Below are 12,531 nucleotides of genomic sequence, written 5' to 3' on the forward strand. Positions count from 1 at the left end.
TCCCCCTGGGGGACAGGAGGGCGGGTATTAGCCCCGCCCGATGAAGGGCATCTTGGTGGCCATCACGGTCATGAACTGGACATTGGCCTCCAGGGGCAGGCCGGCCATGAACACCACGGCGTCGGCGACGGCCTTGACGTCCATCATCGGCTCGGGCGCGAGTGTCCCGTCGGCCTGGGGCACGCCCTTGGCCATGGCCGCGGTCATCTCGGTGGCGGCGTTGCCGATGTCGATCTGGGAACACACGATGTCGAAGGGCCGCCCATCCAGGGCGGTGGACTTGGTCAGGCCGGTGATGGCGTGCTTGGTGGCGGTGTAGGCCGCCGACCGGGGCCGGGGGCTGTGGGCCGAGATCGAGCCGTTGTTGATGATCCGCCCGCCCCTGGGGTCCTGGGCCTTCATCAGCCGGATGGCGCCTTGCGTGCACAGGAAGGCGCCGGTCAGGTTGACGTCCACCACCCGCTTCCAGTGGGCGAGGCTGAGCTCCTCCATCGGCACGGGCGGCGCCCCGGTCCCGGCGTTGTTGAACAACAGGTCTAGCCGCCCGAACCGGGTTTTCACCGCCTCGAACAGAGCCAGGACGGAGGCCTCGTCGCTCACATCGGTGGCCATCGTCGTGCACTTGTCGGCCAATGTTCGTCGGGCCGTCTCCTCCAGCTCACCAAGTCGGCGGCCGGCCAGGAAAACGTGAAACCCCGCCTCCACAAGGGCTAGCGCGCTGGCCCGGCCGATCCCGGACCCGGCTCCGGTGACGATGGCGGTCTTGATGTCGGTGCTCATGGGGGTGAGCCTAGCTGAAAACCCCCGAGTCTTCCCTCCACGGAGACCACCAAATCCGCTATTGCCCCAGGATGGCTGACTCCCGCGGACGCGTCCTGATCATCGCCGGCTCCGACTCCGGCGGCGGGGCCGGGATCCAGGCCGACATCAAGACCGTCACCGCGCTCGGCGGCTACGCCGCCACCGCCATCACCGCCATCACCGCCCAGAACACACTCGGCGTCCACGGGGTGCATGCGATCCCCCCCGCCATGGTGGAGGCCCAGGCCCGCGCCGTCCTCGACGACCTCGGCGCCGACGCCGTCAAGACCGGCATGCTCGGCGACGTGGAGATGGTCGAGCGCGTCGCCGCGATCCTCGACACCGTAAGGGTTCCCGTTGTCGTGGACCCGGTCATGGTGGCCAAGGGCGGCTCCAACCTGCTCGCCCCCAATGCCGTCGACGCGGTGCGCGCCCTGATGATCCCGAGGGCCACCGTCCTGACCCCCAACGCTCCCGAAGCCGAGGCCCTCAGCGGCCTGCCGGTTCACACCACCGACGACCTGCGCCGGGCTGGCGAACGCCTGCTGACCCTGGGCGCCCAGGCGGTGCTGATGAAGGGCGGCCACGTCGAGGGCGACACCGTCATCGACGTCCTGATGACCCCTGACGGTGAGACCAGCTTCGAGGGCGAGCGCCTCGACACTCGCCACACCCACGGCACCGGCTGCACCCTGGCCTCGGCCGTGGCGGCCGGACTGGCCCAGGGTCTGAGCCTCACCGAGGCCGTCGCCCGGGCCTGGGCCTATGTCCACGAGGCCATGCGCCAGGCCCCCGGATTCGGCGCCGGCCACGGCCCCCTCGACCACGCCTGGCCCTTGCGGGGCAAGGCGTGAAGCATCGCGATGAGCTGGAGGCCATCCTCCGCGCCGCCCCCAGCCTGATGGCTGTCATGGAGACGGCGGCGACCCTGGAGCTTCCCGACTGGCTGATCTTCTCTGGGGCCATCTACCAGCGGGTCCTGAACCACCTGACCGGCCGCGACCCCGACCACGGGATCAAGGACTACGACCTGGCCTACTTCGACCCCGACACCTCCTGGGACGCCGAGGACGCCGTGATCCGCCGAGTGGCCAAGGCCTTCCAGCCGCCGGTCCGCGAGATGGTGGAGGTCCGCAACCAGGCCCGCGTCCACCTCTGGTTCGAAGCCAAGTTCGGCGAGCCCTACGCCCCGTTGTCCTCCAGCGCCCAGGCCCTGACCCGGTTCGCCAGCCCGCTGAACGCTGTGGCGGCAAGGCTCGAGGCGGACGGCGCCATGACCATCGTCGCCCCCTTCGGCCTGGAGGACCTGTTCTCGCTGACCTATCGCGAGAACCCCAATCGCCGGGTCTCAGGCTTCGCGCGCACCGCCGAGGCCGCCCGCAGCCGCTGGCCGGAACTGACGATCATTCCTCAGGCGTAGGTCTTGCGGATCTCCATCCAGCGGTCGACGCCGGTCAACGGGCCAAAGCCGTACTGGGCGTAGAGGCCGTGGGCGTCCCGGGTGGCCAGATGCATGCGCCGGAAGCCCTGCAGGTCCGGATGGTCGCTGATGAAGGCCATGATCGCCTTGCCGAGACCGGCGCCGCGATGGGCCTCGTCCACGAAGACGTCGCAGATCCAGCCAAAGGTCGCCCGGTCGGTGACCACCCGGGCCATGGCCGCCATCTGGCCGTCCGCCGCATAGACCCCGATGGTCAGGCTGCCGGCCACCGCCTTCTCAAAGGTCTCGCGCGGGATGCCGGCGCCCCAGTAGCTTTCGACCGATACCCAGTGATAGGCGCGCGCCAGGTCGAACCGGGCGGGCTCGTCGCTCACCGTGTAGCCGTTGTGCTGGGTTTGCATCGCCATCCCTCCCAAGAAGGTGGCGAGATAAGAGGAAACGGCGGCGGCCGCTAGGCTACCGCGGCCGCGAATCAGGTGGCGCAGGTCGAAGGGGGCGCCCCCCCACCCTCATGCGGCCAGCCTCGATCTTGGACATGTCCATCATCCAGTCGGGTGGCGGCGCGACCTGTGGCCGCGCCGCCCGCAGACCTAGCGACGGTCGCCGTAGCCGCCGCCGTAGCGGTTTGAGTCATTGGCCTCGACCCGGATGCGAGCCGAGAGGGTGTCGAAGCGGCGGTTCAGATCGGTCCGCTCCCAATTCGACAAGCCGTTGGCGCGATAGCGGTTTTCCAGACGGGCGATCGTCTTGAACTCGGCGCGCAGGCGCACGGCCTCGGCCCGTGAGATCCTGCCATTGCGGACGCCTTGGTCGATCCGGCGATCCAGGTTGGCCTGGCGCTGGTTGATGTTCTGCCAGCCATTGCCGCCGTTGCGGTCCTGGCGGTCGTTGCGCTCGAACCGGATGCGGTTGGACAGGGCGTCAAAGCGGCGGTCCAGGTCGGTCCGTTCCCAGGTCGACAGGCCGTCACGACGGTAGGTGGCTTCCAGGTTCGAGACGGCGCGGAAGTCGCTGCGCAGGCCGACGGCCTCCTGGCGGGTCAGATCGCCGCTACGGACGCCGGCGTCGATGCGCGCGTCGAGACTGGCTTGGCGCTGGTTGATGGACGTCCAGCCTTGGGCCGACGCGGCGCCGGCCGACAGGGCCAGGGCGGAGGCGGCGGCGAGAATGGTGAGGGTTTTCATCAGATAGTCTCCTTGGGTCGTTCTTCTCGTTCCACTCCTCGCAGACGACGAGTGGGGCGGGTCTTGGGGGGAAGGGTGTTTGTGACGCTTAGTGGCGATAGCCGCCGGCATAGTGGCCGCCGCCGCGGTCGCGGTCGTTCATCTGGGCGGTGACCTGCGCGCCGACGCGGTCGAGGCGACGGTCGAGGTCCTGGCGTTCCCAGTTCTGCAGGCCGTTCACCCGATAACGGGCTTCGAGACGGGCGACCTGGCGGACCTGTGTGCGGAGCTGGGTGGCTTCGCGCTGGGTCAGCTTTTGGCTGCGGACGCCCTGGCTGATGCGGTGTTCGATCTGCGCCTGGTGCGCGTTGATGTTGTTGGCGCCGCGGGGCGCCGCAGCGGCGGGGAGGGCGGCGGCGGTGAGGGCGGAGACCGCGACCAAGGTCAGGAGAATCTTCTTCATGGGGTTGGTCCTTTGATCTGTCCGCCGCCCCGTGTGGCGACGTTGACCCTAGAAGACCACACGGCCCCTGACGCTGATCTGAGCGCCGCGTTATTCTCGGTTCATCAGGTTTCGCGACTGCAACAGCTTGCCGCGCAACGAGAAACGGCCCCACCGTGGAGGCGGGGCCGCTCGTTCGCGTCAGAGTCTAGCGGCGATGGCCGCCGTAGCCGGCTCCGTAGTCACGGTCGTTGCGCTCGTAGCGCAGCTGGACCCGAATGGAGTCGAAGCGGCGGTCGAGGTCGGCGCGTTCCCAGCGGGTCACGATGCCGTCGGCGCGGTACCGCCAGGAAAGACGCTCCGTCAGGCGGACCTGCTCGCGGAGGCGAAACGCCTCGCGTCGGCTGATCTGGTGGTTACGCTCGGCGCGGTCGATGCGGAACTTCAACATGTCGGCGCGATCACCGCCGCGATCACCGCCGCGATCATCCCAATGCTCGCCACCCCGGTCATGCCGGCTATCGCCGCGATCATAGGCGCCATACGACTGAGCCGCGGCGGGGGCGGCGGCGGCGGCCAGGGCGGAAGCGGCCGCGATCGAAATCAGAATCTTCTTCATCTTCCATCCTCCTTGGATGTCCCGCAGCGCCGGTTGGCGTGCTTGAGGAGGAGATGAACATTTCGAACCTGAAACCGATCTGAGCCCGCCGTTGTCTGGCGTTCAGCTTCGCGGTCGCTGGGATCAGGCGGCGGCGGCGGCGGCGCTGGCGGCGGCCGCATTCTGGGCGGCGTCGTTGAGGGCGCGGCTGATGGCCTCGTAGAGCTTGGCGATCTCGATGGGCTTGGCCACGTGACCGTCCATCCCGGCCGCCAGGTATTCCTCCACCTGGTGCGACAGGGCGTTGGCGGTGAGGGCCACTATGGGGGTCCGGGGGCGGCCCTGCTCGCGCTCGGCGGCGCGGATCGCCCGAGCGGCGTCGATGCCGTCCATCACAGGCATCTGGATGTCCATCAGGATCAGGTCATAGGCGCCGTCGCGCCAGGCCTCGAAGGCCAGCTTGCCGTCGGCGACGATATCGATGTCGAGGCCCAGCGAACCCATGACCGCGGCCAGGACCTGCTGGTTGGTGGGATTGTCTTCGGCCGCCAGCAGCCGCAGAGCGCCTTCTTCCGGATTGTCCCCGGCGGACGCCGCGGCTGGAGCCGCTGCTACGGCGACGCCGCGTTCCAGGGGCAGTTCGACGGTGAAGGTCGAGCCCTTGCCCTCGCGGCTGTCCACCCAGATCGCGCCACCCATCATCTGGGTCAGCTCGCGGCAGATGGCGAGGCCAAGGCCGGTGCCGCCGAAGCGACGGGTGGCGGAGTTGTCGGCCTGGACGAACTTCTCGAACAGGGTCGCCTGCTTCTCGGCGGGGATTCCAAGTCCGGTGTCGCGCACCGTCAGCCGCACCGCGCCGGTGTCGGGGTTGAGGGAGAAGCTTGCGGCGACTTCGCCGGCTTGGGTGAACTTGACGGCGTTGGACAGCAGGTTGCCGACGATCTGACCCAGCCGGTCGGCGTCGCCACGCCAGGCGCCCTGTGCGGTCGCCTCGACTTCCAGCTTGAAATCGAGGCCCTTCTTCTCGGCCATGATCGCGAAGCTCTCACGAGCCGGGGCGATGGCGGACTCCAGGTCGAAGTCGTCGACAAGCAGGGTGAGCTTGCCGGCCTCGATCTTGGACAGGTCCAGCACGTCGTTCAGCACGGCCAGCAGCAGGCCGCCCGACTGGCGGATCACCTCCAGGCGCTCGCGCTGGATATCGTCCATCTGGCCCATGGACATGACCTCGGCCATGGCCAGGACACCGTTCAGCGGCGTGCGGATCTCGTGGCTCATATTGGCCAGGAACTGGGACTTCAAAGTATTGGCGGCGTTGGCGGCGTCGCGGGCCTCCACCAGTTCCTGCAGAGTCCTCTGCAGGGCCTGCTCGCGCTCGTCCAGCTTGGTCAGCAGATGGTTGAAGCTGGCGGTCAGGCTGCGGAACAGGGCGTCCTGCGCTTCCACCTGGACGGGAGCAAAGCTGCCGCTGGCCGCCACGTCATGCATGGCGTCGGACAGCTTTTGGACCGGCGCGATCACCCTATGGGCGAGCCCGCGGGCCAGGAACAGGGCCACGCCGACCCCACCGAAGAACAGGGCGCCGGTCAGGGCGACGAACTGGGGCAGCAGGGCGCCGAGCGCGGGCGGCATGACATCCACCACCAGTTCGCCCACACGCAGGCCTTGCACTTTCACCGGCGCGCGAATGACGTCGGTCCCGCCAGGCGCCCCCTGCGCGCGCTGGTAGGTGGCGACGATCTGGCCAGACGAGTCCAGCAGACGGGCGCTGGTCACCGACTGGGCCTGGGAGAGGGCGGAGATGGCGGCTCGGGCGGCCTGAGCGTCCATCTGCGACAGGGCCGGGCCTGCGGCGCCCGCGGTGATCTCCGACAAGGCCACGTGATTGATGTGGCTCTGCTCGCGAGCCACCGCCCACTGTTGCAGCATGAAGGTGAGGCAGGCGGCGATCAACACCACCATGGTCGTGATCAGGGCGATACCCGCCACGCGAGCATGGAACGTCGCGTTGTGCGCCGGGCCCGTTGCGCGAAGTTGTTGGGTCATGAGCGTCCGCAGTCCCGTCCAGCAATCGAGCTCTAAGCCAATTCTCCTAACGCTTCGCTTCCAAGTGCTCGCCTGTCGGGAGAATCCGTGTCCTTCCCGACACAGTCTCAACCTGTGCGCGTAGTTGTCGCAGTTAACAGAGTCTGAATCCCATGGACGGAACTTAACCTCTGGTTTACCTCTACTACCGTTGAGTTAATTCTCTCGGAGAGGGGCTCCCCCATGGAAAAGGCCTTTGTTGCGCAACGTGTCGCGACCAAGTTGTTCACGACGGAAGCCGCGGTTGACGCGGCCATGATCGAAGCTACCGAACTGATGGCGGACCTCCTGAAGGCCCGTTCCGACGTCGGCACCTCGCTGGTCTTCGCCGACGACGTTCAGATCAAGATGGTGGAAGCCATCAAGGCCCTGGGCGAGGCTCGCACCGCCATGGTTGGCGTGCACACCGAACTGACCGAGGCCAAGCTGCGCCTCGGCATCCGCACCAGCCTCGGCGGTGTGGAAAACAAGCCGCCCATGATGCGCAAGGCTGACAAGACGGCGATGCGCGAAGTCGGCTAACCCCGATTTGGTTGCAATAGTTTAACTAGTCCTGCGCCCCTAATGCCTGTTAGGGGCGCAGGAAATGCCGACGACACTCATCACGCAAATCATCTGGGCCGCCATCTTCGCGGTGTGCCTGTTCGGGCTGCTCAAGGGCGGTCCCGGCGAGCGATTTGGCGCCGGGCTCACGCTCGCCATCGCCATCGCCTTCCAGATCGTCAACATCATCCTGCCGACTGAGGCGCGCGCCGTGCCGCATCTCGTCCTGGACGGCGTCCTGGCCCTGGGTTTCCTCGTCCTCGCCGTCCGCTACGCCAGCCTGTGGCTGGGCGGCGTCATGCTGCTGCAGGGCGTCCAGTTCAGCCTTCACGCCTATTTCTTCGTGACCAAGCTCACGCCCGGCGTGACCTATGCCGTGGTGAACAACCTTGTCACCTGCGGCACCCTGGTGGGCATTCTGCTGGGCACGGTGGCCTATCTGCGCCACGCCCGCGCCGAGCGCGAGGCCCTGGCCGCCAAGCCCGTGACTCCCACCGTCTAGGCCGGCAGCTTCTCCCGCGGCTCCAGGGTCGCCAGGGCCACGCCCCCTAGGATCAGGCCAAGCGCCACGAAGGCCGTCCAGTTCGGCCGCTCGGCCAGGAAGATCACGCCCACCGCCGTCGCCCATAGAGGCGCCATGTAGATGGCCATGGACAGGAACAACGGCCCCCGCCGCTGGATCAGATAGACATAGCCGATGGTGGCCAGCGCCGTGGGGAACACCCCCTGGGCCGTCACCGCCAGCACCGCGGACATCGGCGGCCAGGCCGGCAAGGGTCCGGTGAACACCGCCGCCGCCGTGGCGAACACCGCCCCCCAGGCGCACATCATCAGGGCCCCGACGCTCGACGGCACGGGCGGCGCGCGCTTGGTGACGACGTTGGACACGGCATAGAGGGCGGCGCCGGCCAGGGCGCCGATCAAGGCCAGGGCCTCCAGGCTCAGCCCTCCCGTCAGGCGCGGCCCCACCAGCACCAGCAGGCCCACGAACCCCAGGCCCACGCCGCCGGCCTTTCGCGCGGTAAGCCGTTCGCCCGAGACGAAGGCATGGGCCAGCAAGGCCGTGAAGATCGGGGAGGCGCCGTTGCAGATGGCGTTGATCGCCGAGGGCAGGCGCTCGGCGGCGAGCGCGAAAAGCGCGAAGGGCACGGCCATCCCCACCAGGCCGTTGAAGGCGTAGAACCGCCAGGCGGGGTCTCGCCAGCCGGGCAGGCCTTGGCGCTGGACCGCTAGCACGAGGCCAAGGGTCGCCACCGCGATCCACAGCCGCAGGGCGGTGTTCCAGAAGGGCGGGATGTGGGCGACGGCGATCTTCAACGCCGCGAAGGCTGATCCCCAGGTGACCACCAGGGCGGCCAGGACCAGCCAGTCTATGGGTTTCGGACGGGTCATGGCTTGCGGGGGCGCTCCGGCGGCGGTCGCCGTGGGCCCAAGAATCATGGCTGGCCGCCGAGGCCAAGCCTGCGTGGCGCCTGCGCCGCTCAATCTGTCTTTCGGAAGATTACGCTTGCCCTGTTCACGAAACGGGAGTTTTTGCGCGGCGGGCCACGCCCCCCCAACGGGGCGCTGCTCATCTGTAAGGATGGGAGACATCGCTATGAATACCCTCGCCAAGCCGGCCATGCGCCCGGCTCGCCCCGAATTCTCATCCGGCCCGTGCGCCAAGCGCCCCGGATGGACTCCTCAGAATCTCCAGAACGCCGTCCTCGGACGCTCGCACCGCTCCAAGCTGGGCAAGGCCCGGCTGAAGGAAGCCATCGACCGCACCCGTGAGGTGCTGCAGGTGCCCGACGACTATCTGATCGGCATCGTCGCCGGCTCGGACACCGGCGCCGTGGAAATGGCCCTGTGGTCGATGCTGGGTCCCAAGACCGTGCAGCTCCTGGCCTTCGAGAGCTTCGGCAAGGACTGGGTCACCGACGTGGTCAAGCAGTTGAAGCTGCCGGCTGAGGTGCTGGACGCCCCCTATGGCGAACTGCCGGACCTGACCAAGGTTCGCAAGGACGCCGACCTGGTCTTCACCTGGAACGGCACCACCTCGGGCGTTCGGGTTCCCAACGCCGACTTCATCGCCGCCGACCGTGAAGGCATCACCATCTGCGACGCCACTAGCGCCGCCTTCGCCCAAGCCCTCGACTGGGCCAAGCTCGATGTGGTGACCTTCTCCTGGCAGAAGGCGCTCGGGGGCGAAGGCGCTCACGGCGTCCTGATCCTCGGCCCCCGCGCCGTGGAGCGCCTGGAAAGCCATACGCCCGCCTGGCCCATGCCCAAGCTGTTCCGCATGACCAAGGGCGGCAAGGTCAGCCTCGACATCTTCGAGGGCGCCACCATCAACACGCCGTCCATGCTCTGCGTTGAAGACGCCATCGACGCGCTCAAATGGGGCGCCTCCATCGGCGGCCTGGCCGAGATGCAGCGCCGCGCCGACGCCAACCTGGGCGCCCTGGCCGACTGGGTCGCCAAGACCCCGTGGGTGGAGTTCCTGGCCGCCGATCCGGCGACCCGGTCCAACACCTCGGTGTGCCTCAAGGTGGTCGATCCGGCCGTCACGGCGCTTTCCGACGACGCCCAGGCCGACTTCGCCAAGAAGCTGGCCGCCATCCTCGAGAAGGAAGGCGTGGCCCTGGATATCGGCGGCTATCGCGACGCCCCGGCGGGTCTGCGGATCTGGTGCGGCGCCACGGTGGAGACCTCTGACCTGGAGGCCCTGACGCCCTGGCTCGACTGGGCGTTCGCGTCCACTTCCGCCGACCTGCAAGCCGCCTAAGACCTCTCAGCGCTCCCGCCGCCCGGGACCGCCGCACGCGCCGGCGCCGGGAGCGCGCTCCCACATCGCCTAAGGATACCGCCCCATGCCCCGCGTCCTCATCGCCGACAAGCTGAGCCCCGCCGCCATCGACATCTTCAAGCAACGCGGCGTCGACGCCGACGTGAAGACCGGCCTCAGCAAGGAAGAACTGCTCAAGATCATCGACCAGTATGACGGCCTGGCCGTCCGCTCGGCCACCAAGGCCGACAAGGATGTCATCGCCGCCGCCACCAACCTGAAGGTCATCGGCCGCGCCGGCATCGGCGTGGACAATGTCGACATCCCCGCCGCGACCTCCAAGGGGATCGTGGTGATGAACACCCCCTTCGGCAACTCGATCACCACGGCCGAGCACGCCATCGCCATGATGTTCGCCCTGGCCCGCCAGCTGCCCGCCGCTGATGTCTCCACCCAGGCCGGCAAGTGGGAGAAGAACCGCTTCATGGGCGTGGAGCTCTACGCCAAGACGCTCGGCCTGATCGGCGCCGGCAACATCGGCGGCATCGTCGCCGACCGCGCCAACGGCCTGAAGATGAAGGTCGTGGCCTACGACCCCTTCCTCTCGGCCGAACGCGCCGTGGAGCTGGGCGTGGAGAAGGTCGAGCTCGACGAGCTGCTGGCCCGCGCTGACGTCATCACCCTGCACACCCCGCTCACCGACAAGACCCGCAACATCCTGTCGGCCGAGGCCCTGGCCAAGGCCAAGAAGGGCGTGCTGATCATCAACTGCGCCCGCGGCGGCCTGGTGGATGAGGCCGCCCTGCGCGCCGGCCTCGACAGCGGCCACATCGGCGGCGCGGGCTTCGACGTCTTCGTGGAGGAGCCGGCCAAGGATAACGTGCTGTTCGGCGCCGAGAACTTCATCGCCACCCCGCACCTGGGCGCCTCGACCATGGAGGCCCAGGAGAATGTGGCCCTGCAGGTCGCCGAGCAGATGAGCGACTACCTGCTCACCGGCGCGGTTTCCAACGCCCTGAACAGCCCTTCGGTCACCGCCGACGAGGCCCCCAAGCTGAAGCCCTTCGTGGCCCTGGCCGAACGCCTTGGCGCCTTCGCCGGCCAGATGGTCGACGTGGAGGTCAAGGCCATCGACATCGCCTATGAGGGCGAGGTCGCCAACCTCAACACCCGTCCCCTGACCGCCGCCGCCCTGGCCGGCGTGATGCGGCCCATGCTGGCGGAGATCAATATGGTCTCGGCGCCCGCCATCGCCCGGGAGCGCGGCATCTCGGTCTCGGAGAGCAAGCAGGACGACAGCCCCATCTATGAGAGCCTGGTGCGGATCACCGTCACCACGGCGATGGGCAAGCGCTCTTTCGCCGGCTCGGTGATGGCGGGCGCCCCGCGCATCATCGAGGTCAAGGGCATGGACCTGGACGCGCCCTTTGGCTCGACCATGCTCTACGTCAACAACCTGGATAAGCCGGGCTTCATCGGCAATCTCGGCGCCGTCCTGGCCGACGCCAATGTCAACATCGCCACCTTCAACCTGGGCCGGGTCTCCGCCGGCGAGGACGCCATCGCCCTGGTGGGCGTCGACCAGGACCCGTCGGAAGCCCTGATCACCAAGATCCGCGCCCTGCCGCACGTGAAGGAAGCCCGCACCCTGCGGTTCTAGAACTTGATCGGCGGCGGCTTCCTCGTGAAGCTGCCGCCATGTCTCGTCCCGAACGACATTCCCACACCGTACCCGGCGGTCGTGCCTACTGGCTGACGCAGAAGCTGTGGGCCGCCGCCGCCGGACTGCCGGTGATCCAGGTCGCCATCGCCGATATCCCGGAATTCGACCAGGACTGCTGGTTCCGAGGACAGGCGCCCAGCCTGCGCGACGTGGCCGCGCACGCGCGGCGGATCATGGCGGCCGACCTTTCCTATCCGATTATCTTCTCCGCCGACGGCCGCCTGATGGACGGTGGCCACCGTATCGCGCGCGCCTGGATTGAGGGCCGAGGCCAGATCGACGCCGTCCGGTTTACGGTCGATCCCGAGCCGGAAGAAATTCACAGCCTGTAGCCGGCGACGGACTCCACCGTGGGGTGATTGACTCTTCCTGATCCGAGCCTAGAACAAAATAGGAACAAAGGAACAGGAAGCCATGTCCGGTTTTCGCGATGAGCGGCTCGCCGTTCTCAAGGCGAAGATCGCCACCCTTGAGGCGGGCGGACGGGCGGACTCTGAATCCCTGCCCTTCGGCGATCCCCGCATCGACAGCTGCTTCCTGGGGGACGGTCTTCCCCTGGGCTGCTGGCATGAGTTCGGGGCCGAGGGGATGGAGGCCGAGACCGCCGCCTGTCCCGCCGCCTTCGCCGCCCTGGTCGCCGCGCCGCTTGCCAGGCGCGGCGAGGCGGTGTGGATCCTGCGCCGCGATGACCTCTTCGCGCCAGGCCTGGTGGGGCTTGGCTTTCCCGCCGAGCGGCTGATCCAGGTCTGCGCCCGCGACGAGGACGAGGCCCTGGCCGTGGCCGAGGACGCGCTCGCCACCCCCGGCGTGGCCGCCGTCTTCGCCGAGGTGGAGGCCGTCAGCCTGACCGCCGGGCGACGCCTGCAGCTGGCCTGCGAGAAGCGCGGCGCCACCGGCTTCGTGATCCGCAGGCGGCCCTATGGCGGCAAGGCCCGGGGCGCGACCGGCTCAGCCGCGGCCAGCCGCTG

General features: G+C 68.3%; 15 protein-coding genes. 8 read left to right on the top strand and 7 right to left on the bottom strand.

Features of this window, described 5'->3' with window-relative positions; genetic code table 11:
* Positions 1-27: 27 nt before the first annotated feature.
* Positions 28-780 (bottom strand): SDR family oxidoreductase, encoded by a 753-nt coding sequence (locus OCL97_RS05230; protein WP_305763024.1) that lies wholly within the window; start codon positions 778-780, stop codon positions 28-30.
* A gap of 71 nt (positions 781-851) precedes the next feature.
* Between OCL97_RS05230 and thiD the strand changes: the two genes are divergently transcribed.
* Positions 852-1,655 carry a bifunctional hydroxymethylpyrimidine kinase/phosphomethylpyrimidine kinase gene (gene thiD, locus OCL97_RS05235; RefSeq protein WP_304775250.1) on the top strand — a complete coding sequence of 268 codons (804 nt, stop codon included), beginning with the start codon at positions 852-854 and terminating at the stop codon, positions 1,653-1,655.
* A 47-nt stretch (positions 1,656-1,702) separates the two neighbouring features.
* On the top strand, positions 1,703-2,221 hold the full coding sequence (locus tag OCL97_RS05240; RefSeq protein WP_377368249.1) for a nucleotidyltransferase family protein: 519 nt from the start codon (positions 1,703-1,705) through the stop codon (positions 2,219-2,221).
* On the opposite strand, the gene OCL97_RS05245 is transcribed toward OCL97_RS05240, so the two are convergent.
* The 5 genes from OCL97_RS05245 to OCL97_RS05265 form a co-directional block, all read right to left on the bottom strand.
* The gene (locus tag OCL97_RS05245) at positions 2,212-2,649 is read right to left on the bottom strand and encodes a GNAT family N-acetyltransferase (protein WP_377368222.1); all 438 of its coding nucleotides are present in this window, start codon (positions 2,647-2,649) and stop codon (positions 2,212-2,214) included. The two genes, OCL97_RS05240 and OCL97_RS05245, sit on opposite strands and share 10 nt — an antisense overlap.
* Before the next feature lie 183 nt (positions 2,650-2,832).
* Positions 2,833-3,426: a hypothetical protein gene (locus tag OCL97_RS05250; protein WP_377368224.1), complete on the bottom strand. Its 594-nt coding sequence runs from the start codon at positions 3,424-3,426 to the stop codon at positions 2,833-2,835.
* Between the two features lie 88 nt (positions 3,427-3,514).
* Positions 3,515-3,868, bottom strand: coding sequence for a hypothetical protein (locus OCL97_RS05255; protein WP_377368226.1), 354 nt, complete (start codon positions 3,866-3,868; stop codon positions 3,515-3,517).
* Between the two features lie 187 nt (positions 3,869-4,055).
* Positions 4,056-4,466: a hypothetical protein gene (locus tag OCL97_RS05260; protein WP_377368228.1), complete on the bottom strand. Its 411-nt coding sequence runs from the start codon at positions 4,464-4,466 to the stop codon at positions 4,056-4,058.
* A 123-nt stretch (positions 4,467-4,589) separates the two neighbouring features.
* Complete coding sequence (locus OCL97_RS05265; protein WP_377368230.1) at positions 4,590-6,491, bottom strand: ATP-binding protein; 1,902 nt, start codon at positions 6,489-6,491, stop codon at positions 4,590-4,592.
* A 222-nt stretch (positions 6,492-6,713) separates the two neighbouring features.
* Between OCL97_RS05265 and OCL97_RS05270 the strand changes: the two genes are divergently transcribed.
* Both OCL97_RS05270 and OCL97_RS05275 read left to right on the top strand, forming a co-directional pair.
* Positions 6,714-7,052: a hypothetical protein gene (locus tag OCL97_RS05270; protein ID WP_377368232.1), complete on the top strand. Its 339-nt coding sequence runs from the start codon at positions 6,714-6,716 to the stop codon at positions 7,050-7,052.
* Positions 7,053-7,116: 64 nt separating this feature from the next.
* Positions 7,117-7,575 carry a hypothetical protein gene (locus tag OCL97_RS05275; RefSeq protein ID WP_377368234.1) on the top strand — a complete coding sequence of 153 codons (459 nt, stop codon included), beginning with the start codon at positions 7,117-7,119 and terminating at the stop codon, positions 7,573-7,575.
* Here OCL97_RS05275 and OCL97_RS05280 read toward each other — a convergent pair.
* Positions 7,572-8,465 carry a DMT family transporter gene (locus tag OCL97_RS05280; RefSeq protein WP_377368236.1) on the bottom strand — a complete coding sequence of 298 codons (894 nt, stop codon included), beginning with the start codon at positions 8,463-8,465 and terminating at the stop codon, positions 7,572-7,574. The genes OCL97_RS05275 and OCL97_RS05280 overlap by 4 nt on opposite strands.
* Positions 8,466-8,670: 205 nt before the next feature.
* Between OCL97_RS05280 and OCL97_RS05285 the strand changes: the two genes are divergently transcribed.
* The 4 genes from OCL97_RS05285 to OCL97_RS05300 form a co-directional block, all read left to right on the top strand.
* A complete protein-coding gene (locus OCL97_RS05285; RefSeq protein WP_377368238.1) occupies positions 8,671-9,840 on the top strand; it encodes a phosphoserine transaminase in 1,170 nt (389 codons plus the stop codon).
* A gap of 85 nt (positions 9,841-9,925) precedes the next feature.
* On the top strand, positions 9,926-11,500 hold the full coding sequence (gene serA / locus OCL97_RS05290; protein WP_304775233.1) for a phosphoglycerate dehydrogenase: 1,575 nt from the start codon (positions 9,926-9,928) through the stop codon (positions 11,498-11,500).
* 38 nt (positions 11,501-11,538) lie between these two features.
* A complete protein-coding gene (locus OCL97_RS05295; protein WP_377368240.1) occupies positions 11,539-11,895 on the top strand; it encodes a hypothetical protein in 357 nt (118 codons plus the stop codon).
* An 82-nt stretch (positions 11,896-11,977) separates the two neighbouring features.
* Positions 11,978-12,531: ImuA family protein (locus OCL97_RS05300; protein ID WP_377368242.1), on the top strand; the 554-nt coding region annotated here is incomplete at its 3' end.

The organism is Phenylobacterium ferrooxidans, assembly GCF_042714595.1.
Classification (GTDB): Bacteria; Pseudomonadota; Alphaproteobacteria; order Caulobacterales; family Caulobacteraceae; genus Phenylobacterium; species Phenylobacterium ferrooxidans.

What these genes read in the sequence shown, in the direction of transcription:
- OCL97_RS05230 (WP_305763024.1), bottom strand. Translation starts at nt 780, where the DNA reads ATGAGCACCGACATCAAGACCGCCATCGTCACCGGAGCCGGGTCCGGG.
- thiD (WP_304775250.1), top strand. Translation starts at nt 852, where the DNA reads ATGGCTGACTCCCGCGGACGCGTCCTGATCATCGCCGGCTCCGACTCC.
- OCL97_RS05240 (WP_377368249.1), top strand. Translation starts at nt 1,703, where the DNA reads ATGGCTGTCATGGAGACGGCGGCGACCCTGGAGCTTCCCGACTGGCTG.
- OCL97_RS05245 (WP_377368222.1), bottom strand. Translation starts at nt 2,649, where the DNA reads ATGGCGATGCAAACCCAGCACAACGGCTACACGGTGAGCGACGAGCCC.
- OCL97_RS05250 (WP_377368224.1), bottom strand. Translation starts at nt 3,426, where the DNA reads ATGAAAACCCTCACCATTCTCGCCGCCGCCTCCGCCCTGGCCCTGTCG.
- OCL97_RS05255 (WP_377368226.1), bottom strand. Translation starts at nt 3,868, where the DNA reads ATGAAGAAGATTCTCCTGACCTTGGTCGCGGTCTCCGCCCTCACCGCC.
- OCL97_RS05260 (WP_377368228.1), bottom strand. Translation starts at nt 4,466, where the DNA reads ATGAAGAAGATTCTGATTTCGATCGCGGCCGCTTCCGCCCTGGCCGCC.
- OCL97_RS05265 (WP_377368230.1), bottom strand. Translation starts at nt 6,491, where the DNA reads ATGACCCAACAACTTCGCGCAACGGGCCCGGCGCACAACGCGACGTTC.
- OCL97_RS05270 (WP_377368232.1), top strand. Translation starts at nt 6,714, where the DNA reads ATGGAAAAGGCCTTTGTTGCGCAACGTGTCGCGACCAAGTTGTTCACG.
- OCL97_RS05275 (WP_377368234.1), top strand. Translation starts at nt 7,117, where the DNA reads ATGCCGACGACACTCATCACGCAAATCATCTGGGCCGCCATCTTCGCG.
- OCL97_RS05280 (WP_377368236.1), bottom strand. Translation starts at nt 8,465, where the DNA reads ATGACCCGTCCGAAACCCATAGACTGGCTGGTCCTGGCCGCCCTGGTG.
- OCL97_RS05285 (WP_377368238.1), top strand. Translation starts at nt 8,671, where the DNA reads ATGAATACCCTCGCCAAGCCGGCCATGCGCCCGGCTCGCCCCGAATTC.
- serA (WP_304775233.1), top strand. Translation starts at nt 9,926, where the DNA reads ATGCCCCGCGTCCTCATCGCCGACAAGCTGAGCCCCGCCGCCATCGAC.
- OCL97_RS05295 (WP_377368240.1), top strand. Translation starts at nt 11,539, where the DNA reads ATGTCTCGTCCCGAACGACATTCCCACACCGTACCCGGCGGTCGTGCC.